General features: G+C 66.3%; 19 protein-coding genes. 15 read left to right on the plus strand and 4 right to left on the minus strand.

What is annotated here, in order from left to right; all coding sequences use genetic code 11:
• The first annotated feature begins 17 nt into the window (after positions 1-17).
• From IB236_RS11960 to IB236_RS11970, 3 genes are read left to right on the plus strand one after another with little or no spacing between them, the layout of a single operon-like run.
• On the plus strand, positions 18-869 hold the full coding sequence (locus IB236_RS11960) for an ABC transporter permease (RefSeq protein WP_192420942.1): 852 nt from the start codon (positions 18-20) through the stop codon (positions 867-869).
• Positions 866-1,381: a hypothetical protein gene (locus IB236_RS11965; protein ID WP_192420944.1), complete on the plus strand. Its 516-nt coding sequence runs from the start codon at positions 866-868 to the stop codon at positions 1,379-1,381. Before IB236_RS11960 ends, IB236_RS11965 begins: the two co-directional genes overlap by 4 nt.
• Positions 1,378-2,730, plus strand: a complete 1,353-nt coding sequence (locus tag IB236_RS11970; protein ID WP_192420946.1) for a GAF domain-containing protein — start codon at positions 1,378-1,380, stop codon at positions 2,728-2,730. Before IB236_RS11965 ends, IB236_RS11970 begins: the two co-directional genes overlap by 4 nt.
• 3 nt (positions 2,731-2,733) lie before the next feature.
• On the opposite strand, the gene IB236_RS11975 is transcribed toward IB236_RS11970, so the two are convergent.
• The 3 genes from IB236_RS11975 to IB236_RS11985 all read right to left on the minus strand — a co-directional run bounded on the left by IB236_RS11975 (position 2,734) and on the right by IB236_RS11985 (position 5,410).
• Entirely contained in the window at positions 2,734-2,889 is a 156-nt protein-coding gene (locus IB236_RS11975) for a hypothetical protein (protein WP_192420948.1), read from the minus strand.
• 6 nt (positions 2,890-2,895) lie between these two features.
• Positions 2,896-3,633, minus strand: coding sequence for a hypothetical protein (locus IB236_RS11980; RefSeq protein ID WP_192420950.1), 738 nt, complete (start codon positions 3,631-3,633; stop codon positions 2,896-2,898).
• Between the two features lie 187 nt (positions 3,634-3,820).
• Positions 3,821-5,410, minus strand: a complete 1,590-nt coding sequence (locus tag IB236_RS11985) for a GMC family oxidoreductase (protein WP_192420952.1) — start codon at positions 5,408-5,410, stop codon at positions 3,821-3,823.
• A 128-nt stretch (positions 5,411-5,538) separates the two neighbouring features.
• Here IB236_RS11985 and IB236_RS11990 point away from each other — a divergent pair, with 128 nt between their 5' ends.
• The 12 genes from IB236_RS11990 to IB236_RS12045 all read left to right on the plus strand — a co-directional run bounded on the left by IB236_RS11990 (position 5,539) and on the right by IB236_RS12045 (position 17,570).
• Entirely contained in the window at positions 5,539-6,387 is an 849-nt protein-coding gene (locus tag IB236_RS11990; protein WP_192420954.1) for a 3-hydroxybutyryl-CoA dehydrogenase, read from the plus strand.
• A gap of 87 nt (positions 6,388-6,474) precedes the next feature.
• Complete coding sequence (locus tag IB236_RS11995) at positions 6,475-7,308, plus strand: crotonase/enoyl-CoA hydratase family protein (protein WP_192420956.1); 834 nt, start codon at positions 6,475-6,477, stop codon at positions 7,306-7,308.
• A 271-nt stretch (positions 7,309-7,579) separates the two neighbouring features.
• Complete coding sequence (locus IB236_RS12000; protein ID WP_099731384.1) at positions 7,580-8,044, plus strand: MarR family winged helix-turn-helix transcriptional regulator; 465 nt, start codon at positions 7,580-7,582, stop codon at positions 8,042-8,044.
• 72 nt (positions 8,045-8,116) lie between these two features.
• The gene (locus IB236_RS12005) at positions 8,117-8,533 is read left to right on the plus strand and encodes an organic hydroperoxide resistance protein (RefSeq protein ID WP_056060042.1); all 417 of its coding nucleotides are present in this window, start codon (positions 8,117-8,119) and stop codon (positions 8,531-8,533) included.
• Between the two features lie 4 nt (positions 8,534-8,537).
• On the plus strand, positions 8,538-8,924 hold the full coding sequence (locus tag IB236_RS12010; protein WP_192420958.1) for a DUF1304 domain-containing protein: 387 nt from the start codon (positions 8,538-8,540) through the stop codon (positions 8,922-8,924).
• Between the two features lie 134 nt (positions 8,925-9,058).
• Entirely contained in the window at positions 9,059-9,817 is a 759-nt protein-coding gene (locus IB236_RS12015) for a metallophosphoesterase (RefSeq protein ID WP_056745617.1), read from the plus strand.
• 1 nt (position 9,818) lies between these two features.
• Positions 9,819-11,255 carry a bifunctional serine/threonine-protein kinase/universal stress protein gene (locus tag IB236_RS12020; protein WP_192420960.1) on the plus strand — a complete coding sequence of 479 codons (1,437 nt, stop codon included), beginning with the start codon at positions 9,819-9,821 and terminating at the stop codon, positions 11,253-11,255.
• A gap of 105 nt (positions 11,256-11,360) precedes the next feature.
• A complete protein-coding gene (locus tag IB236_RS12025; protein ID WP_192420961.1) occupies positions 11,361-12,455 on the plus strand; it encodes a DUF2855 family protein in 1,095 nt (364 codons plus the stop codon).
• Positions 12,456-12,649: 194 nt separating this feature from the next.
• Positions 12,650-15,139 carry an IPTL-CTERM sorting domain-containing protein gene (locus IB236_RS24320; RefSeq protein ID WP_225581110.1) on the plus strand — a complete coding sequence of 830 codons (2,490 nt, stop codon included), beginning with the start codon at positions 12,650-12,652 and terminating at the stop codon, positions 15,137-15,139.
• A gap of 82 nt (positions 15,140-15,221) precedes the next feature.
• The gene (locus tag IB236_RS12035) at positions 15,222-16,265 is read left to right on the plus strand and encodes a serine/threonine protein kinase (protein ID WP_192420962.1); all 1,044 of its coding nucleotides are present in this window, start codon (positions 15,222-15,224) and stop codon (positions 16,263-16,265) included.
• Positions 16,266-16,432: 167 nt separating this feature from the next.
• Positions 16,433-17,200 (plus strand): response regulator transcription factor, encoded by a 768-nt coding sequence (locus tag IB236_RS12040; protein ID WP_192420963.1) that lies wholly within the window; start codon positions 16,433-16,435, stop codon positions 17,198-17,200.
• 61 nt (positions 17,201-17,261) lie between these two features.
• Complete coding sequence (locus IB236_RS12045; RefSeq protein ID WP_121941839.1) at positions 17,262-17,570, plus strand: hypothetical protein; 309 nt, start codon at positions 17,262-17,264, stop codon at positions 17,568-17,570.
• A 175-nt stretch (positions 17,571-17,745) separates the two neighbouring features.
• Here the strand turns inward: IB236_RS12045 and htpG are convergent, their stop codons facing one another.
• A complete protein-coding gene (gene htpG, locus IB236_RS12050; RefSeq protein ID WP_192420964.1) occupies positions 17,746-19,719 on the minus strand; it encodes a molecular chaperone HtpG in 1,974 nt (657 codons plus the stop codon).
• Between the last annotated feature and the right edge of the window lie 134 nt (positions 19,720-19,853).

Below are 19,853 nucleotides of genomic sequence, written 5' to 3' on the forward strand. Positions count from 1 at the left end.
CATCGCACAATAAGCGGATGCAAACCGTTACCCCGTCCTCGGTGGCCACTGTGGCCCCGCCCCCGCCGTCGGTATGGCGCCCGCCCAGCCTGTCCGTGCGCTGGTGGCCCGTGTTCATGCGCAACCTGCTGGTCTGGCGCAAGCTGGCCATCCCCAGCCTGGTGGGCAACATTGCCGAGCCGCTGATGTGGCTGGTGGCCTTTGGCTACGGCATGGGGGCCCTGGTGGGGCAGGTGAACGTGGGCGGCGCGGCGGGCGACACCAAGGTGCCCTACATCCTGTTCCTGGCCAGCGGCTCCATCTGCATGAGCGCCATGAACGCGGCCAGCTTCGAGGCGCTGTACTCGGCCTTCTCGCGCATGCATGTGCAAAAGACCTGGGACGGCATCATGAACGCGCCGGTCAGCCTGGACGACGTGGTGCTGGCCGAAATGCTGTGGGCGGCGTTCAAGGCGCTATTCACCGTCACCGCCATCCTGGGCGTCATGCTGGCCCTCTCCATCAGCCACAGCCCCAAGCTGCTGGTGGCCTGGCCGGTGCTGCTGTTCGTGGGGGTGATGTTCTCCAGCATCGCGCTCATCTTCAATGCGCTGGCCAAGGGGTATGACTTTTTTACCTACTACTTCACGCTGGTGCTCACGCCCATGATGTTTCTCTCGGGCGTGTTCTTCCCGCGCGAGCAGCTGCCTCCCATCGTGCGCACCATCTCCGACTGGCTGCCGCTGACCAACGCGGTCGAGCTGGTACGCCCGCTGTTCATGGACCAGTGGCCCGCCCACCCCTTGCGCCACGGCCTGGTGCTGGTGGTGACCACCGTGGTGGCCTTCTGGGTGGCTCTGGCCCTGACCCGCAAGCGCTTCAAGGCATGACCGCGCTGCTCGGCCCCAGCCATATCGCCATGGTGGCCAAGGGCGTGTCGGCCATCGTGGCGTCACGCGATGCGGCCCTGCGGCCGAGCATCATGCGGGCCGTGGGCAGTCGCATCAGCGGCGATGGGCGGGAGGTCACGGTGTACCTGCGGCGCAGCCAGTCCGAACAGTTGCTGCAGGACATTGCGCACACCGGAGAGATTGCCGTGGTGTTCAGCGTGCCGTCCACCCACCAGACGCTGCAGCTCAAAGCCCGCCGGGCCACGCAGCACCCGGCCACTGATGGCGACCTGCCGGTGTTGCAGGCCTACCTCCAGTCCATGGTGCAGGAGGTGGGCCGGGTGGGTTATGGGCCGCAGTATGTGGGCGCCATGCTGGCAGCACCGCTGCAGGATGTGGTGGCAGTGACATTCACCCCCACCAGCGCGTTCGACCAGACCCCAGGCCCGCGCGCGGGCGCGGAGTTGTGTGCGCCGCCCGCACCACCCACACCACCCCTACCGCAGCCATGAGCACCGCAGCGCCGTCCCTGCACAGCATCCGCCCCTGCCTGGAGGGGGCGATTCCCGCCATCATGGCGACCTGCGCCCCTGACGGCACACCCAACGTGGCCTACATCTCGCAGGTGGTCTATGTGGATGCGGTGCATGTGGCGCTGTCGTTCCAGTTCTTCAACAAGACCCGCCAGAACATCCTGCGCAACCCGCGCGCGTCGGTGCTGGTGCTGGACCCAGTCACCGCCCATTTCTACCGCCTGCACCTGCTGTACGAACGCACCGAGGATAGCGGGCCGGTGTTCGAGAGCATGCGCGCGCAGCTGGCGGGCATTGCGTCGCATGCGGGCATGGCCGAGGTGTTTGAACTCAAAGGGGCCGACATCTACGCTGTGGAGCGCATCGAATCGGTGGCGGGCGAAGGCCTGCCGGCACCGGCGCCGCGTTCCGGGTTGCTGCACACGCTGCGTCTGTGCAGCGAGAGCATCGCGCGCTGCTCGGGGCTGGACGAGTTGCTGCAAGGCGCGCTGCAGGGCCTGCAGGACAAGCTGGGCATCCAGCACGCCATGGTGCTGATGCTGGACGCCAGCGCCCAGCAGCTCTACACGGTGGCCAGCTGCGGCTATGCCACATCGGGCGTGGGTTCCGAAATCCGGCTGGGCCAGGGAGTGATCGGCATGGCTGCGCGCGAGCGCACGCCGGTGCGCATCAGCCACATGACGCACGCTGCCCTGTACAGCCATGCCATCCGCGAAAGCATGGACGCGCATGCCACACCCGATGCGCCCTCGTTGCGCGGCCTGGACATCCCCTACCCCGGCCTGCCCGAGCCGCACAGCCAGGTGGCGGTGCCCCTGCTGTCGGCCGGGCGCCTGTTGGGCGTGCTGTTTGCCGAGAGTCCCGAGGACATGCGCTTTGGCTTCGAGGACGAAGACCTGCTGGTGGCGATTGCGGGCCAGCTGGCCGCCGCCATCGACCTGCTGCAGGCCGCGCCCGATGTGGCCGAGCCGCTGCCTACTCCGACGGCTGCACCGCCGGTGAGCGGCAGCGCGCTGCGGGTGCGCCACTTTGCGGCCAACGACAGCGTGTTCATCAACGACGACTATTTGATCAAGGGCGTGGCGGGCGCCATTGTCTGGAAGCTGCTGCGCGACCACCAGCACACCGGGCGCGTGGACTTCACCAACCGCGAACTGCGGCTGGACCCCGCCCTGCGCCTGCCCGATGTGGCCGACAACCTGGAGGCCCGCCTGCTATTGCTGCAGCGCCGCCTGCAGGAGAACTGCCCGCACATCCACATCGAAAAGACGGGGCGCGGGCGCTTTCGGCTGTGCGTGCTGCGCCCGGTGGTGCTGGAAGACGCTTGAGCCTCAGAAGGTGTGAATGAGTCCGGCGAGCCCGAGCAGGCCGTCAAAACGCGCCCGATCGAGACGCAAAGCGCAGCCATAGCTCGGGCTATGGCGAGCATTTGTAACGACGAACGGGTGTGTTTTGGCGGGATGATCGGGCATGGCGGGTTCGTTCACACCTTCTCAGTGCACCAGACCCGGCACCACCGGCAGGCCCAGGCTGCGCATCAGCTTGGTCCACTCAGGCTGCGTGAGGTGCGGCTGCACTTGCGCCAGCACCGCTGCCAGCACAGGGGCAGGCGCATGTTGTTTCATGTCCGACAGCATGGCCGTGCGCTCGGCGGGTGACATGTAGGGCACCATCCAGCGGGCCACCACCATCATTTCGTGCGGCGGGATCGAGGCCACCAGCGCGTCGTGCACGCCCGCCAGTTCTGCGTCGGTGTAGCACTGCCAGAGTACGCGGTTGTGCGAAGTCTCTTCCTCGTGCATGTGCTCAAAGTTGTGCGCCACAAACAGCGCCAGCTGGCGGTACAGGGCCTGGGTGGCTGCGGGGCGTGCGGGCTTGGCACAGGCCATCAGGTGGTTCACCCCGTCTGCCAGGGCCGTGATGGCCTCTTCGTGCTCCACATGTTCACCGGCAATGCTCTGGCTGGATCCGGGCTGGCGCGCCTCCATGGCGGCGTGCACGAACTGGTTCTCGTGGTGCAGGTGGGCGCGGCACAGGTCCAGCAGCTGCATCACGCGGTCGCAGGTGTGGGCAAACTCCAGGTCATCCTCGACATCCATGCGGCCCAGGCCCAGCAGCGTGTCGGCCATGAAGGCGCGCAGCGCCTTGTGGATGCTGGCGTACATGTCCATGCGGGGGGCGGCGGGCTGGGCTTGTGTCAGTGCGGCAATTTCGCGGGCATCAATCTTCATCACGTTCTTTCATGGCCCCGGTGGGCTCTTTCAGCGCCTTTTTTGGGCGCTGGGCCGGGTGCACCATGCACCCGTTTCCATGCAAAGAAGTCTAGAAATTCGCCGCGCTTTTGCCTGTTAAAAACTCCTTAAACAGACCCTTTGAAAACCTTAAAAATCGCGTTCCGGGCGCCAACCGTGAAATCGTTCACGGCGCGGCGCGCAGCAGGTCCACCGCTTTTTCAGCAATCATCACCGTGGGCGCATTGGTATTGCCGCTCACGATGCGCGGCATGATGGACGCGTCCACCACACGCAGGCCCGCGAGGCCATGCACACGCAGTTCGGTATCCACCACATCCAGCGGCCCGGGCCCCATGCGGCAGGTGCCCACGGGGTGGTAGATGGTGTCGGCGTACTGGCGGATGAACTGCTCGATCTCCGCGTCGCTGCGGGCACTGGCCGAGGCCGCCAGCTCCTTGGCGCCGAACTTCGCGAGCGCCGGTTGCATGAGGATCTCCCGCGTGCGTTTGAAGCCACGCACCATGCGCGCCATGTCATCGGGATCGGCCAGGAAGTTCGGGTCCACCAAAGGCAAGGCCATGGGGTCGCGGCTGGCCAGCGTGACCGCGCCCCGGCTCTTGGGCTGCAGCAGGCACACGTGGGCCGAGTAACCATGGCCGAACACGGTCTTGCGCCCGTGGTCCACCAGCTTGCCGATCACAAAGTGCAGCTGCAGGTCGGGCGCGGGCTCGGACGGGTCGCTCTTGATGAAGCCCCCCGCCTCGGCAAAGTTCGTGGTCAACATGCCCGTGCGGTGCTTGCGCCATTCGGCTATGCCGCGCAGCGTCTGCGCCATGCCCGACAGTGACAGGCCGAACAGGTCCTTGAGCTCGGGTGCGTCCAGCACCTGCACCACGTCGGGGTGGTCGTGCAGGTGCTGGCCCACGCCCGGCAGGTCGTGCAGCACCGGGATGCCTTGTTGCTGCAAGTGTGCCGCGGGCCCCACGCCCGACAGCATCAGCAGCTGCGGCGACAGCAGCGCGCCCGCACTCAGCAGCACTTCGCGTCCCGCACGCACCTGCTTCAAGGCGCCGCCCTGGCGGTATTCGACACCCACGGCGCGTGTGCCCTCGAACAGAATGCGCGTGGCATGCGCACCGGTAATGACCTGCAGGTTGGGCCGCGCCAGGTGCGGCGTGAGGTAGCCCTTGGCTGCGCTGTGGCGCTCGCCGTTCTTGTGCGTGACCTGGTACAGGCCCACGCCTTCCTGCGTGGCGCCATTGAAGTCGGTGTTGTGCGGGTGCCCGGCCTGCACACCGGCGTCGGTGAAGTATTGGCTGAACCGGTTGGGCGCACGCAGGTCCGCCACGTTGAAGGGACCGCCCCGACCATGCCAGTCGTTGGCACCGCGCTCGTTGTTCTCGGCGCGCAGAAAGTAGGGCTTCACATCCTCCCAACCCCAGCCCGGGTTGCCCTGCGCGGCCCAGTGGTCGTAGTCGGCATGCTGGCCCCGGATGTAGACCATGGCGTTGATGGAGCTGGAGCCCCCCAGCACCTTGCCGCGTGGCTGGTAGCCGCGCCGGTTGTTGAGCGCCGCCTGTGGTGTGGTGTTGAAGCCCCAGCCGTTCAGCTCGAACTTGGCCATCACAGCCAGCCCGGCCGGGCAGTGGATGAGCACGCTCTTGTCGGCAGGCCCGGCCTCCAGCAGGCAGACGCGCACGGAGGGGTTCTCAGTCAGACGGCCGGCCAGCACGGAGCCCGCCGATCCGCCACCGATCACGATGTAGTCAAACATGTTTTGTGTCTCCTCCGCCATGCTGCGCAGCGGCTTGTTGGTTCAGGTTTGACGCACGATAACCGAACGGTCGTGCGATTCGCCTTACCATTCCGTCCATCCGTTTCACTTTGAAGAGGGCTCTCTATATGACGATTCAGACCGTAGGCATCATCGGCGCAGGCACCATGGGCAACGGCATTGCACAGGCCTGTGCGGTGTCGGGCATCAACGTGGTGATGGTCGATATCTCGGATGCTGCAGTGCAAAAAGGCCTGGCCACCGTGGCCGGCAGCCTGGACCGCCTGATCAAGAAGGAAAAGATCACCGAAGCCGACAAGGCTGCGGCCCTGGCGCGCATCCAAACCTCCACCAGCTACGACGACCTCAAAGCCGCGCAATTGGTGATCGAGGCCGCCACCGAAAACTACGAACTCAAGCTCAAAATCCTGAAGCAGGTGGACGCCATCGTGGCGCCCGAGGTGCTGATTGCATCGAACACGTCTTCGATCTCCATCACCAAGCTGGCCGCCGCCACCAGCCGCGCCGACCGCTTCATCGGCATGCACTTCTTCAACCCCGTGCCCATGATGGCGCTGGTGGAGATCATTCGCGGCCTGCAGACCAGCGACGCGACCCACGACGCCGTGAAGGCGCTCGCCGAGGCGCTGGGCAAGAGCCCCATCACCGTGAAGAACGCCCCCGGCTTTGTGGTCAACCGCATCCTGGTGCCCATGATCAACGAGGCCTTCTTCGTGCTGGCCGAGGGCCTGGCCACGCCCGAGGACATCGACGCGGGCATGAAACTGGGCTGCAACCAGCCCATCGGCCCGCTGGCGCTGGCGGACATGATCGGCCTGGATGTGTGCCTGGCGGTGATGGACGTGTACCTGACCGAGTTTGGCGACAGCAAATACCGCCCCTGCCCGCTGCTCAAGGAAATGGTGGCCGCAGGCCGCCTCGGCCGCAAGACGGGCCAGGGTGTTTACACCTACTAACCGTTGAACGCGCTGCGTTGTCCCCCTGGGGACGGCGCAGTCCGCGCACCGGGTTTTCAATCGTGGAAACGAAAAGGAGACCCGGCCATGTCAGAAGTCAACACCACCACCCCATCCAGCACCACGCCCCCGCCCGAGGGCTGCATCGACACCCTGGTGCTCGGCCACGTGCTGCTGATCGGCATCAACCGCCCGGCCAAGCGCAACGGCTGGACGCCCCCCATGTTCCGCCAGCTGGCGGAGGCCTACACCCGACTGGATGATGACCCCGACCTGCGCGTCGGTGTGCTGCATGCCATGGGCGACCACTTCACGGCCGGACTGGACCTGCCCGCCGTGAGCGCCTACATGCAGCGCGGCGAAAAAGCCATCCCCGAAGGCCTGGTGGAGCCGCACGACTACGGCCTGCCCGGCTACCGGCGCCGTACCAAGCCCATGGTGGTGGCGGTCAAGGGCATCTGCTTCACCGTGGGCATCGAGTTGATGCTGGGTGCCGACATCGTGGTGGCGGCCGACAACTGCCGCTTCTCGCAGATGGAGGTGCAGCGCGGCATCATGGCCACGGGCGGCGCCACGCTGCGCATGGCCGAGCGCGCGGGCACGGGCAATGCGCTGCTGCACCTGCTGACGGCCGACGAGTTCGGCAGCGCTGAAGCGTACCGCCTGAACTTTGTGCAAAAAGTGGTGCCGGCTGGCCAGGAGCTGGACGAGGCCTTGGCGATCGCCCAGCGCATTGCCGCACAGGCGCCGCGTGCGGTGGTCGCCACTCGCCTGAATGTGCTCAAGGCCATCGAGCAAGGCCAGGCGGCTGCGGTGGCGGACTTCATCCCGGTGCAGAAGGAACTGGCCAACAGCGAGGATGCGGCCGAAGGCGTGCGCGCGTTTGTCGAGCGCCGGCCCGCGCAGTTCAGCGGGCGCTGAGGGCCTGGTGGTGCATCGCCGCCCGAACCACTACATGCCAAATTTCAAGCCCAATCGGCCGATAGCGCATATGAATCATGCGCTAGCAGCTCTGCTATTGATAGCAATTTTCCAAGGGTGAAAGGGGCACAGCGTCCCCGCCTGCGCAAGCGGGACGCGCGAATAGCACCGATGGCGCGGCGCCACACCCCCACCCACACAATCCCATCCATTAACAAAGTTTTTCACAATTCAATTGCACACAATTGAATTTGCACCCACAATTCACCCCATGCCCAGCCACAGCACACCCCACACTCCCAGCCCCGCCATCCTGCGGCTGGACAACCAGGTCTGCTTTGCGCTGTATTCCGCCTCGCTGGCGATGACCAAGCTGTACAAACCGCTGCTCGACCAGATCGGCCTGACCTACCCCCAGTACCTCGTGATGCTGGTGTTGTGGGAACAGGATGGCGTGACGGTGTCCGAGCTGGGCGAGCGCCTGTTCCTCGACTCCGGCACGCTCACGCCGTTGCTCAAGCGCCTGGAGGCGCAGGGCCACATTGCCCGGTTGCGCGATGTGCAGGACGAGCGCCGCGTGCGCATCACCCTCACGTCACAAGGCCGCGCGCTGCGCAACCAGGCCGAAGCCATTCCACCGTGCGTGCTGCAAAGCAGCCAGTGCTCGATTGCCGAGCTGACCACCTTGACCACCGAACTCAAGCAGCTGCGAGACCGGCTCAGCGAGCAACGCTGACGGCCTGCAGACAACGCAAGAACCGATTCCCTCCACCGCCCGCCAGTGGGCAACAACCGCAAGGAAGACACCATGACCACACTCGAAAAAGTCCTGTACACCGCAAAGTCGCACGTGACCGGTGGCCGCGATGGCGCCGCCAAGACCGATGACGGCCGCCTGGACGTCAAGCTGTCCTCGCCTGGTACGTCCGGCACCGGCACCAACCCCGAGCAGCTGTTTGCCTCCGGCTACGCAGCGTGCTTCATCGGCGCGATGAAGGCCGTCGGCGGCAAGATCGGCATCCCCGTGCCCCAGGACGTGTCCATCGACGCCGAAGTGGACCTGGGCCCCATCCCGAACGCCTACGGCATCGCTGCCCGCCTGGCGATCAGCCTGCCCGGCCTGGACAAGGCCACGGCCCAGAAGCTGGTAGACGCAGCCCACCAGGTTTGCCCCTACTCCAACGCCACGCGCGGCAACATCGACGTGACCATCACGATCGTCTAAGACCATGGGCCGCCTGCTGATCCCCCGCATCGCGGTGGCCCTGGTGGCCATCGAGCATGTGTACATCCTCGTGCTCGAAATGTTCTTCTGGAACAAGCCCCTGGGCATGAAGACCTTCAACCTGACCCAGGAGCTGGCCGACGCCACCACCACGCTGGCGGCCAACCAGGGGCTGTACAACGGTTTTCTGGCGGCAGGCCTGTTCTGGGGGCTGTTCACCGGCAACCGGGTGTTCAAGATCTTCTTCCTGGCCTGCGTGATCGTGGCCGGGGTGTTTGGCGCCGCCACCGCAGCGCCCAAGATCTTCTTCAGCCAGGCGCTGCCCGCGATCATTGCGCTGGGCCTGGTGCTGGCACTGGACAAAAAAGTCGCCGCACAGCGCAGCCTCTGAGCTACCAAAACCATAGCTTCCAGCGCTTGCTCCACAAGCGCTGGCAGCTATTTTTTCTTTGAATCCACGCAGGTACTGCCGCCTGCAAGCTGGCGTTCAGCGACACCCGCGATGATGGGGTTGGAGACAACCCCATGAAAATCGCCCTGCTGTCCGACATCCATGCCAACCGCCAGGCCCTGGACGCCTGCCTGCAACACGCCCGCGCACAGGGCGCCGAACAATTTGCGCTGCTGGGCGACCTGGTGGGGTACGGCGGCGAGCCCGTGGCCGTGGTGGAGCAGGTGCGCGACCTTGCCCAGCAAGGTGCCCTGTGTGTGCTGGGCAACCACGACGCCATGGCCCTGGCGCCCCCCGCCAACCCCCGCAACCGCAGCGAGCTGGGAGCGCAGTGGACGCACGACCAGCTCGGCAACAGCCACATCGCCTTTTTGCAGTCGCTGCCGCTCACGGCGCGGCTGGGCAGCAGCGCCTTGCTGGTGCACGCCAGTGCCGACATGCCCGCGCAATGGCGGTATGTGGAGGACTCCAACGCCGCCGAGCGCAGCATGACCGCAGCGCAAGGCATCGACCCCGCCATCCGCTATGTGTTCTGCGGCCACGTGCACGAGCAGGTGCTGTACTTCCTCACCCCCACCGCCAAGCTGATGCGCTTTGCGCCCGAGCCCGGCGTGCCGGTGCCCGTGCCAACGCACCGCCAGTGGCTGGGCATCGTGGGCTCCGTGGGCCAGCCGCGCGACGGCGATGCGCGCGCCATGTACGCGCTGTTCGACGACACCGCCAAGCAGATCACGTTCTACCGCGTGCCCTACGACCACCTGGCCGCCGCCGCCGCCATCCGCGCGGCGGGCCTGCCCGGCTTCTACGCCGACCGGCTCGAAAAAGGCCAGTGACATGAAACTGCTGGAGCCCGGCACCGAGATCGACGGCTTCCGCGTGGTGGACTGCATCCACGCGGGCGGCATGGCCCACATCTACGCCGTGGAATACGCGCAGGCCGACCGCAGCCCCGGCTTTGCCATGGCGATGAAGATCCCGCGCATGACGGCGGGCGACGGGGCCGAGAACATCGTGAGCTTCGAGGTCGAGCTGCAGATCCTGCCGGTGCTCAGCGGCCCGCATGTGCCGCGTTTTGTGGCGGCGGGCGACCTGGTGCGGCTGCCCTACCTGGTCATGGAATACATCCCCGGCCAGACGCTGCAGCACTGGCTGGATGCGCCCGGGCGCTGCGACATCACCACCATAGCCCGCCTGGGCGCGGCCACGGCGCGCGCCGCGCACAGCCTGCACCAGCAGAACGTGTGCCACCTGGACCTCAAACCTGCCAACGTGCTCATCAAAGAAGATGGCACGGCCGTGCTGCTGGACTTTGGCCTCTCGTGCCACGCCCACTACCCGGACCTGCTGGCCGAGGAAATGCGCCAGGCCGTGGGCTCGCCCGCCTGGATCGCACCGGAGCAGGTGGTGGGCGTGCGCGGCGACCCGCGCAGCGATATCTTTGCCATCGGCGTGATGCTGTACGAGCTGGCCACGGGCGAGCTGCCCTTTGGCGCCCCCACCACCAGCGGCGGCATGCGCCAGCGCCTGTGGATGACGCCCGCGCCGCCACGCAAGCACCGCGCCGACATCCCGCCCTGGCTGCAGGAGGTCATCCTGCGCTGCCTGGAGCCCGAGGCCGCAAGCCGTTACCCCTCGGCCGCGCACCTGGCGTTTGACCTGTCCAACCCCGAGCAGGTACTCATCACCGAACGCGGCGAGCGCACCGAGCGCACGCCACTGCGCACCCACCTGCGACGCTGGCTGCGCGCAGCGGGCATGCACTACACCCCCAGCCCCCTGCCCTCGCAGCAGATCGAGGACACGCCCATCCTCATGGTGGCCGTGCCCCATGCCGACGTGACTGACGCCACGCTGTATTCGCTGCGCCAGGCCGTGGCGCGCTCCCTGGGCATCCGCCCCGGCGCACGGCTGGCCTGCGTGACGGTGGTGTCGCCCGGCGCCAGCAGCACCAGCGACAGCGAGCGCAGCGAAACCACGCTGCACCGCCAGCACATGGCGCGCCTGCGCCAGTGGGCACAGGGGCTGGACCTGACCGGGCATGCCGTGAGCTACCACGTGCTCGAAGCGGGCGACGTGGCCCACGCGCTGGTGCGCTATGCGGCCAGCAACCACGTGAGCATGATGATCCTGGGCGCCGCCACCCACGGGCTGCAAACCCAGCGCTTTTTTGCCACGGTGCCCATGCGCGTGGCGCGCGATGCGCCCTGCACCGTCATCCTGGTCAAGCAGGCGCTGCCTTTCGAGCAACTGGCCCAGCCCACGGCGGACTGAGCCCGTCAGCATTCCGGCACTCCGGCGCACCGCCACGCCGCGCACCTGTCGCCCAGGCGGCGCGCGCTGCTTGAGCGCACGCCCGCTTTGGTTTAGCGTCGCGGCATGAGCACCACCACCCTTCTCGTGCGCCAGGACCAGCTGGCCACCACCCGCCTGTTGACCACCGACGACACCCCGCTGGCCGAGGGCCAGGTCCGCGTGCGGGTCGAGTCCTTTGCCCTCACGGCCAACAACATCACCTATGCCGCGCTGGGCGACATGCTGAACTACTGGCAGTTCTTCCCCACCGGCGAGGCCGGCTGGGGCATCGTGCCCGTGTGGGGCTTTGGCACCGTGGTGCAGTCGCTGCACCCGGCCGTGGCGGTGGGCGAGCGGTTGTATGGCTACTGGCCCATGGCCAGCCAGGCCGTGCTTTCGCCCCAGCGTGTCAACCCCACGGGCTTCAGCGACGGCGCCCCGCACCGCGCGGGCCTGCATGCGGTCTACAACCACTACCTGCGCACCAGCACCGACGGGCTGTACCGCGCTGACAACGAGGACGTGCAGGCGCTGCTGCGGCCGCTGTTCATCACCTCGTGGCTCATCGACGACTTTCTGGCCGACCAGCAGTTCTTTGGCGCCAAGCGCATGCTGCTGTCCAGCGCGTCGAGCAAAACGGCCTACGGCACCGCCTTCCAGCTTGCACAGCGCGACGGCATCGAGGTCATTGGCCTCACCTCGCCGGGCAATGTGGCGTTTTGCGAAAGCCTGGGCTGCTACAGCCGCGTGGTCACCTACGACACACTGGACCAGATCGACGGCGCGACGCCCAGCGTCTACATCGACTTTGCGGGCAGCGTGGGCCTGCGCCAGCGCATCCACGCCCACTTCACGGGCCTGGCCTACAGCTGCTCGGTGGGCGCCAGCCACGTGCAGGACCTGGGCGGCGCAGGCCAGCTGCCCGGCCCGCGCCCGGTGATGTTCTTTGCGCCCGCCCAGGTCAAGAAGCGCCACGCCGACTGGGGCGCCCAGGGCCTGAACGAGCGCCTGGTGGCGGCGTGGAACCAGTTCAGCGCCGCCGTGTCGTCGGGGCCGCAGCCCTGGCTGGTGGTGCAGCGCCATGCGGGCCCCCAGGCCACGCAAACCCTGTTTGCCAGCGTGCTGGCGGGCAGCGGTGACCCGCGTGCGGGGCATATCGCCACACTGCAGGCCGCATAACACGGCGGGCAACGCCGACCACTTGGTATAAAAATCATAGCTGCTCGCGCATACTGGGCATGCGCCAGAGCCCGATTTGGTCCAAATAACACACAGCGGCCAAATTTATTCCATGCCAAAGTGTTTCAGCATGTACCCTCTCGGTATCCCTTTGGATTCATGAACGGCCCATGCCACCCAAGCAGACCCTCTCTATGTTGACAACCCGCGCCTGGCGGGCGCTGCAAGCCTTGGCCTTGGGCCTCTCCCTTTCAGCGGGCGCCCACGCCGCCACTCCCTGGACCGACGGCCAGGCCGCCACGCTGGTGCTGGGGGCGGACGACTTCACCACGGCCGGTGGCGGTGCATCGGCCTCCCGCTTTGCCGACCCTTCAGACATCTGCACCGACGCGGCCACCGGCAAGGTGTTCGTGATCGTCTACGGCCAACATCGCATCCTGCGTTTTTCTGCAGCCCAGGCCGTCACCAACGGCGGTGTGGCCGAGGCCGTTTTTGGCCAGCCCGACTTCACCAGCATCGCCGCCAACAACGGCGGGCGTTCTGCACAATCGCTGTCCCACCCCATGACCTGCGCCATGGATGCCGCCGGGCGGCTCTTCGTGACGGACTCCGACAACCGCCGTGTGCTGCGCTACGACAACGCGGCCACCAAGCCCAGTTTCGCGGCGGCAGACGGGGTGCTGGGCCAAGCCGACTTCACCAGCAGCAGCACCGGTAACACCGCCAATCGCTTCGGCGGGGCGGTTCTCTACGGCATCGCCCTGGGCCCCAACGGCGCGCTGTATGTGTCTGACTCACTCAACCGCCGTGTGCTGCGCTTTGACAACGCCGCCGCCAAGGCCAATGGAGCCGACGCCGATGGTGTGCTGGGCGCGGCCAACCTCACCACGGCGGGTGCAGTTGCGCTCACAGCATCTACCTTCTCCGGCAGTATCAACGGCGTGACGGTGGATGCCGCCGGCAACCTCTACGTGAGCGATGCGGGCTACCGCCGCATCCTGCGCTTCGACAACGCCGCGGCCAAGGCCAACGGCGCCGCCGCCGACGGCGTGCTGGGCGCGCCCGATTTCACGACAGCTGGCACAGGTTCCGCGTCAGCCTCAAACATGAGTATCGACGTCTTCGGCATCGATGTGCTTGCCGATGGCGCCCTGTATGCGGCGGATGCCCGCTACCACCGGGTGCTGGTCTACAACAACCCCGCCACCAAGGCCAACGGCGCGCCCGCCGACCATGTGCTGGGACAAGGCAATTTCACCAGCGACGCGCCTGCGCTCACCGCCACCGGACTCAATTTCCCGCTGGGCCTGGGCTACAACGCCCAGGCGGGCTACCTGATGATTCCCGACTATGACCGTGGCCGCGTGGTCGGGCATTATCAGCCCACCTTGGTCGCCAACGCCGCCCCGGTGGCCAGCAGCGTTGCCGTTACCGGCACACCGCAAGTGGGCCAGCTGCTCACCGGCAGCTATAGCTATTCCGATGCCGAGAGCGACCCCCAGGGCGCAAGCACCTTTGTTTGGAAGCGCGGCAGCACGCCCATTGGCGGCGCTACCAGCGCGCAGTACACGCCGGTGCCTGCCGACGTGGGCCAGACCCTTGTGTTTTGCGTGACCCCGGTGGCCAGCGCGGGCACGGCTTTGGGTGTGGAAACCTGTTCGGCACCCACATCCGCAGGGGCGGCCAACGCCGCCCCGGTGGCCAGCAGCGTGGCCGTTTCAGGCACTCCGCAGGTGGGCCAGCCGCTCACTGGCAGCTATGTCTATGCCGACGCAGACAGTGACCCCCAGGGCGCCAGCACCTTTGTGTGGAAGCGCGGCAGCACGCCCATTGGCGGCGCTACCAGCGCGCAATACACGCCGGCGCTTGCCGACGTGGGCCAGACCCTTGTGTTTTGCGTGACCCCGGTGGCCAGCGCGGGCACGGCTGCGGGTGTGCAGGCCTGCTCGGCGCCCACGCCTGCCGTACTGGCCGCTGCAGTCATTGGCGTTTGCGGCGCATCGGCAGGGCAGAGCCTGTCGGTGGCGCCCACGGCCAATTTGTGCAGCGCGGGCACGGCCAGCGCGGTGTCCAATGCCAGCGGCACCTACACCTGGCAGTGCCAGGGACAGAACGGCGGCGCCAGCAACAGCTGCCAGGCCCAATGGGCCAACGCAGGCGGCGGCCGCGGTACGGTGGCAGGACCGGGCACGAACAATTGGCAGGTCACGAGCGCCACCTTCAGCGCTTCGCCCCCAGCGGCTGCTCCGCAAGGTGTGAGCTTCCCCTTGGGCCTGCTGGCACTGAACCTGAGCGGGGGCGTGCAAGGAAGTGATGCGACCGTGACCCTGCAGTTCACCACTCCTGTGCCCGCAGGCGCCGTGTACATGAAGTACGGCCCTAGCCCCGACGGCTACAACTGCCAGGGCGCCGCCTGCGCGCAGCCTCACTGGTACGAGCTGCCCGCCAACCGCGCCGCGCTGGCACCGGACCGCCTGAGCGCCACATTGACGCTGACCGACGGCGGCCTGGGCGACCATGACGGCGCCGCCAACCAGTTCATCCAGGACCCGGGCGGCTTCGCACTGGCGGGCGCGCCCGCTGGTGCGCAATCCATTCCCACGCTTGGCGAGTGGGGCATGCTGCTGCTGTCAGCCCTGGCGGCAGCCTTGGGCCTGCACGCGGTGCGGCGGCACCAGGCTTGAGGCGCTGGCGCCCACGCGCCAGCGTGTGGGCGGGGCCCACACCGAGGGATGAAGTCGGGTGCCAGGCCCGACAATAGTCCCCATGACGCACCCCAGCCCCGACAGCCTGCTGACACACCCCTACGCCCGCCTCACCCCCGACCAGGTGCTGGACGCACTGGCTGGCGTGGGCCTGTACGGCGATGGCCGCCTCATGGCCCTGTCGTCCTACGAAAACCGGGTGTACCAGGTCACGCTGGAAGACGGCGAGCGCGTGGTGGCCAAGTTCTACCGCCCAGGCCGCTGGTCTGAGGCCCAGATCCTCGAAGAACACGCCTTTGCCGCCGAGCTGATAGCCGCCGAGGTGCCCGCCGTGGGCCCGCTGGTGCTGAACGGCACCACCCTGCACCAGCACGATGGCTTTGCGTTCTCCGTCAGCCCCTGGCGCGGCGGGCGACAGCCCGAGCTGGACGACTTTGAAGTGCTGGAATGGATTGGCCGCTTTCTGGCCCGCATCCACACCGTGGGCACTGCCCAGCCGTTTGTGCACCGGCCGACGCTGGACCTGGCCACCTTTGGCACGGCATCGCGCGACTGGCTGCTGATGAACGAGATCATTCCGCTCGACATGCAAGCCGCCTGGAAGGCCCAGTGCGACAAAGCTCTTGATTTGATAGCTGCCAGCGCATATTCCACTAGCGCTACAGGCCAATTTGGCTTGAACAATGCCACCATGATCCGCCTGCACGGCGACTGCCACCCCGGCAACATCCTGTGGACGCCACTGGACGAGTGGGGCCGGGGCGGCCCCCACTTTGTGGACCTGGACGACGCGCGCATGGGTCCGGCCGTGCAGGACCTGTGGATGCTGCTCTCGGGCGACCGGCGCCAGCGCACCCACCAGCTCGGCGCACTGATCGACGGCTACGAACAGTTCCGCAGCTTCGACCGCCGCGAGCTGGCACTCATCGAACCGCTGCGCACCTTGCGCCTGATCCACTACAGCGCCTGGCTCGCGCGCCGCTGGCAAGACCCGATCTTCCCGGTGAACTTTCCCTGGTTTGGCACCAGCGACTACTGGCGCGGGCAAGTGGACATGCTGATCGAGCAGATCGAGGCGATGGAGGAAGAACCGCTGGTGGCCTGACAAGGCGGATCGGGCGGGGACAGGCCCCACCAGCGCAGGCCCGGCCATTGCAAACGATTGTCAACCCGCGCGCACGACGGGCAGATGTGGGGCAACATCAAAGCGCTCCCCAATTGGGGGTGTTTTGTTAATTCCAACGGGGTGCCAACCCCCCAGAGCCCATCCCCATGCGCATCGCAGTCCTTGACGACGACCTTCTCCTGCTGGAGCAGATCAAGGGCACCCTGGAATGCCACCAGCACGTGTGCCACACCTTTGCCGACGGCACCAGCCTGCTGCAGGCGCTGCGCAACGACACCTTCGATCTGCTGATCGTGGACTGGCACCTGCCCGACATGGAGGGCACCGACGTGGTACAGACCGTGCGCAACACCCACGGCATGCAGCCGCCCATCCTGTTCATCACCCGCCGCAGCGATGAACGCGACGTGGTCGAGGCCCTGTCGCGGGGTGCCGACGACTTCATGAGCAAGCCCCTGCGCATGGGGGAACTGGTGGCCCGCGCCACCGCCCTGCTGCGCCGCGCCTTTCCCCAGTCCATGGGCGCCCGGCTGGAGTTTGGCGTGTACCGCTTTGACGCGGAACAACGCACCCTGCACATCCACGGCCAAGCCATCGGGCTCAAACACCGCGAATACGAACTCGCGCTGTTCCTGTTCCGCAACGCGGGCCGCCTGCTGTCCCGCTCACACCTGCGCGAAGCGGTATGGAGCGACGCCACCGACACCCCTTCGCGCTCCCTGGACACCCACATGTCGCGGCTGCGCAGCAAGCTGCAGTTGACGGAGGCCAACGGCTACACGATCACGGCGGTGTATGGGGTGGGGTACCGGCTGGATGCGGTGTCGCTACCGCAGAAAAGTGGAACTACAGCACCCGCTACCGAGCCATTGCCAGAGCGCAGCGACCTCCAGCCGCAACTGGCAACAAGCTGATGGCATTGCGGGCGACGCTGGGCTATGCTGCCAGGCATCCCACCCCGTACGCAGTGCCCCCATGAAAGACTGGATCCGCAACGCCCTATCGATCCGCCAACCGCGTCGGCCAGCGCCTGTGGGCTCGCTGCCTGTTGTGGGGGTGTTCATCGTGCGGGGAACGGTGAAGATGCTGGTCACCCACCCTGTGTCCACTGAGTTGTGGGACTGGCTGGTGCTATCGGGCTGGCGCAACATGCCGGTCAAGGCCGATCGCCGCAAAGGCCTGCTGCTGCCCGACGGTGCACTCAAGATGCTGATCGACGCCGACCCGGCGGAGCGCAACCAGGCGCATGCACGCATCCTGGAACTGGCCGAGTCCCAGGACTGACGAACCATACGGCCCCTCGCCACCAGGGGCACAAAACCCAGCCGCAGCGTCTGCCACCGTCCGTCGGCAAGAAAAAATCCCGGTGATGCCTGGCACCACCGGGATTCAAATTTGATAGCAGCCAGCGCATATGGAACTAGCGCCCGCTGCCGTTTTACCGGCAAAACGTCCAGGGTCAGACCAGCAAGGCGTTCACACGCTTCACATAGGCCGCGGGGTCTTCTGGCAAGCCGCCTTCGGCCAGCAGGGCCTGGTCGAACAGGATGTGCGCCAGGTCATGGAAGTGCACGCTGCCGTCGAGCTTCTTGACCAGCGCGTGCTCGGCATTCACCTCCAGCACGGGCTTGGTCTCGGGCGCCTGCTGGCCGGCCTGCTTGAGCATGCGCGCCAGCTGGGTGCTCATGCCGTCGTCCTGCACCACCAGGCAGGCGGGTGAATCGACGAGGCGGGTGGTCACGCGCACGTCTTCGGCCTTGTCCTTCAGGGCTTCCTTGAGCTTGGCGAGCACGGGCTTGAACGCCTCGGCAGCCTCTTCAGCGGCCTTCTTCTCGGCCTCGTCCTGCAGCTTGCCCAGGTCCACGGCACCCTTGGCCACGCTTTGCAGCGGGGTGCCGTCAAACTCGTGCAGGTAGTTCAGTGCCCACTCGTCCACGCGGTCGGTCATCAGCAGGACCTCGATGCCCTTTTTCTTGAAGACTTCGAGCTGTGGACTGTTCTTGGCAGCAGCCAGGGTGTCGGCAGTGATGTAGTAAATCGCCTCCTGGCCTTCCTTCATGCGGGCCTTGTAATCGGCAAAACCGACCGTCACGGCGTCGCTGGTGGTGGATGCAAAACGCAGCAGCTTGGCCAGGCGCTCGCGGTTGCCAAAGTCTTCACCCAGGCCTTCCTTCAGCACGGCGCCAAACTCGGCGTAGAACGCGGTGTACTTGCCTTCCTTGGCCTTGTCGTCGGCATCCACCACGTCGGTCACGCCGTCGGCGCCCGCTGCGGCGTCGTGCTTGTCGTGCTTGGCCAGGTCTTCCAGCATCGAGAGCACGCGCTTGGTGGAGCCTTCGCGGATGGACCGCACGTCACGGCTTTCCTGCAGCAGCTCGCGGCTCACGTTCAGCGGCAGGTCGGCCGAGTCGATCACGCCCTTGACGAAGCGCAGGTAGGTGGGCATCAGCGCTTCGGCGTCGTCCATGATGAACACACGCTTCACATACAGCTTCACGCCCGCCTTCTTGTCGCGGTTCCACAAATCGAACGGCGCCTTGGCGGGGATGTACAGCAGCTGCGTGTATTCGGTGTTGCCTTCCACGCGGTTGTGCGCCCAGGTCAGTGGGGCTTCGTGGTCGTGGCTGATGGTCTTGTAGAACTCGGCGTACTGCTCGTCGGTGATGTCCTTCTTGGGACGCGTCCACAGGGCGCTGGCCTTGTTGATGGTTTCCCACTCGCCGGTCTTGACCATGCCGCCAGGCTGGCGGCCGCCGGCTTCGTCGCCGGGGGTGATCAGCTCGCCGTCTTTCCACTCTTCCTTTTCCATCAGGATGGGCAGGCTGATGTGGTCGGAGTATTTGGCGATGACCTGCTTGAGCTTCCAGGCGTTGAGGTATTCCTCGGCGTCATCGCGCAGGTGCAGGATGATGCTGGTGCCGCGCTGGGCGCGGGTGATGGTTTCCACCTCGAAGTCGCCCGTGCCGCCGCTGATCCAGCGCACGCCTTCGTCGGCCTTCAGGCCCGCACGGCGCGATTCCACCGTGATCTTGTCGGCCACGATGAAGCCGGAATAGAAGCCCACGCCGAACTGGCCGATGAGCTGGGCATCCGCCTTCTGGTCGCCCGAGAGCTTGCCCATAAAGTCCTTGGTGCCGCTCTTGGCAATCGTGCCCAGGTGGTCGATGGCCTCCTGCTGGCTCATGCCGATGCCGTTGTCGGTGATGGTCAGCGTCTTGGCGGCCTTGTCGAAGGTCACGCGCACTTCAAGGTTGGGCGCGTCTTCGTACAGGGCGGGCTTGTCCAGCGCCTCAAAACGCAGCTTGTCGCAGGCGTCCGACGCGTTGGAGATCAGCTCGCGCAGGAAGATTTCCTGGTTGGAATACAGCGAATGGGTAACCAGGTGCAGCAGCTGGGCCACTTCGGCCTGGAACGACAGGGTTTGCTTGCTCATGGAGGGGTTCTCTCTATGGAAATCGGTCTGAACGAATACGAATGGGATCGGCACAAAAAATCACGCCTGCCGAACCAGCAGGCGTGATGTAGGGGCGTGCGCCCGTTTTTCAAGGGCCAGGCATGGCGATCGTT

Source organism: Acidovorax sp. ACV02 (assembly GCF_014851475.1).
Lineage (GTDB): Bacteria > Pseudomonadota > Gammaproteobacteria > Burkholderiales > Burkholderiaceae_C > Acidovorax > Acidovorax delafieldii.

Coding starts and splice junctions, on each gene's coding strand:
- IB236_RS11960 (WP_192420942.1), top strand. CDS start 18: ATGCAAACCGTTACCCCGTCCTCGGTGGCCACTGTGGCCCCGCCCCCG.
- IB236_RS11985 (WP_192420952.1), bottom strand. CDS start 5,410: ATGTTTGACTACATCGTGATCGGTGGCGGATCGGCGGGCTCCGTGCTG.
- IB236_RS12020 (WP_192420960.1), top strand. CDS start 9,819: ATGAAACTGCTGGAGCCCGGCACCGAGATCGACGGCTTCCGCGTGGTG.
- IB236_RS11965 (WP_192420944.1), top strand. CDS start 866: ATGACCGCGCTGCTCGGCCCCAGCCATATCGCCATGGTGGCCAAGGGC.
- IB236_RS12005 (WP_056060042.1), top strand. CDS start 8,117: ATGACCACACTCGAAAAAGTCCTGTACACCGCAAAGTCGCACGTGACC.
- IB236_RS12010 (WP_192420958.1), top strand. CDS start 8,538: ATGGGCCGCCTGCTGATCCCCCGCATCGCGGTGGCCCTGGTGGCCATC.
- IB236_RS11995 (WP_192420956.1), top strand. CDS start 6,475: ATGTCAGAAGTCAACACCACCACCCCATCCAGCACCACGCCCCCGCCC.
- IB236_RS11970 (WP_192420946.1), top strand. CDS start 1,378: ATGAGCACCGCAGCGCCGTCCCTGCACAGCATCCGCCCCTGCCTGGAG.
- IB236_RS11980 (WP_192420950.1), bottom strand. CDS start 3,633: ATGAAGATTGATGCCCGCGAAATTGCCGCACTGACACAAGCCCAGCCC.
- IB236_RS12025 (WP_192420961.1), top strand. CDS start 11,361: ATGAGCACCACCACCCTTCTCGTGCGCCAGGACCAGCTGGCCACCACC.
- IB236_RS12045 (WP_121941839.1), top strand. CDS start 17,262: ATGAAAGACTGGATCCGCAACGCCCTATCGATCCGCCAACCGCGTCGG.
- IB236_RS12040 (WP_192420963.1), top strand. CDS start 16,433: ATGCGCATCGCAGTCCTTGACGACGACCTTCTCCTGCTGGAGCAGATC.
- IB236_RS11990 (WP_192420954.1), top strand. CDS start 5,539: ATGACGATTCAGACCGTAGGCATCATCGGCGCAGGCACCATGGGCAAC.
- IB236_RS24320 (WP_225581110.1), top strand. CDS start 12,650: ATGTTGACAACCCGCGCCTGGCGGGCGCTGCAAGCCTTGGCCTTGGGC.
- IB236_RS12015 (WP_056745617.1), top strand. CDS start 9,059: ATGAAAATCGCCCTGCTGTCCGACATCCATGCCAACCGCCAGGCCCTG.
- IB236_RS12000 (WP_099731384.1), top strand. CDS start 7,580: ATGCCCAGCCACAGCACACCCCACACTCCCAGCCCCGCCATCCTGCGG.
- htpG (WP_192420964.1), bottom strand. CDS start 19,719: ATGAGCAAGCAAACCCTGTCGTTCCAGGCCGAAGTGGCCCAGCTGCTG.
- IB236_RS12035 (WP_192420962.1), top strand. CDS start 15,222: ATGACGCACCCCAGCCCCGACAGCCTGCTGACACACCCCTACGCCCGC.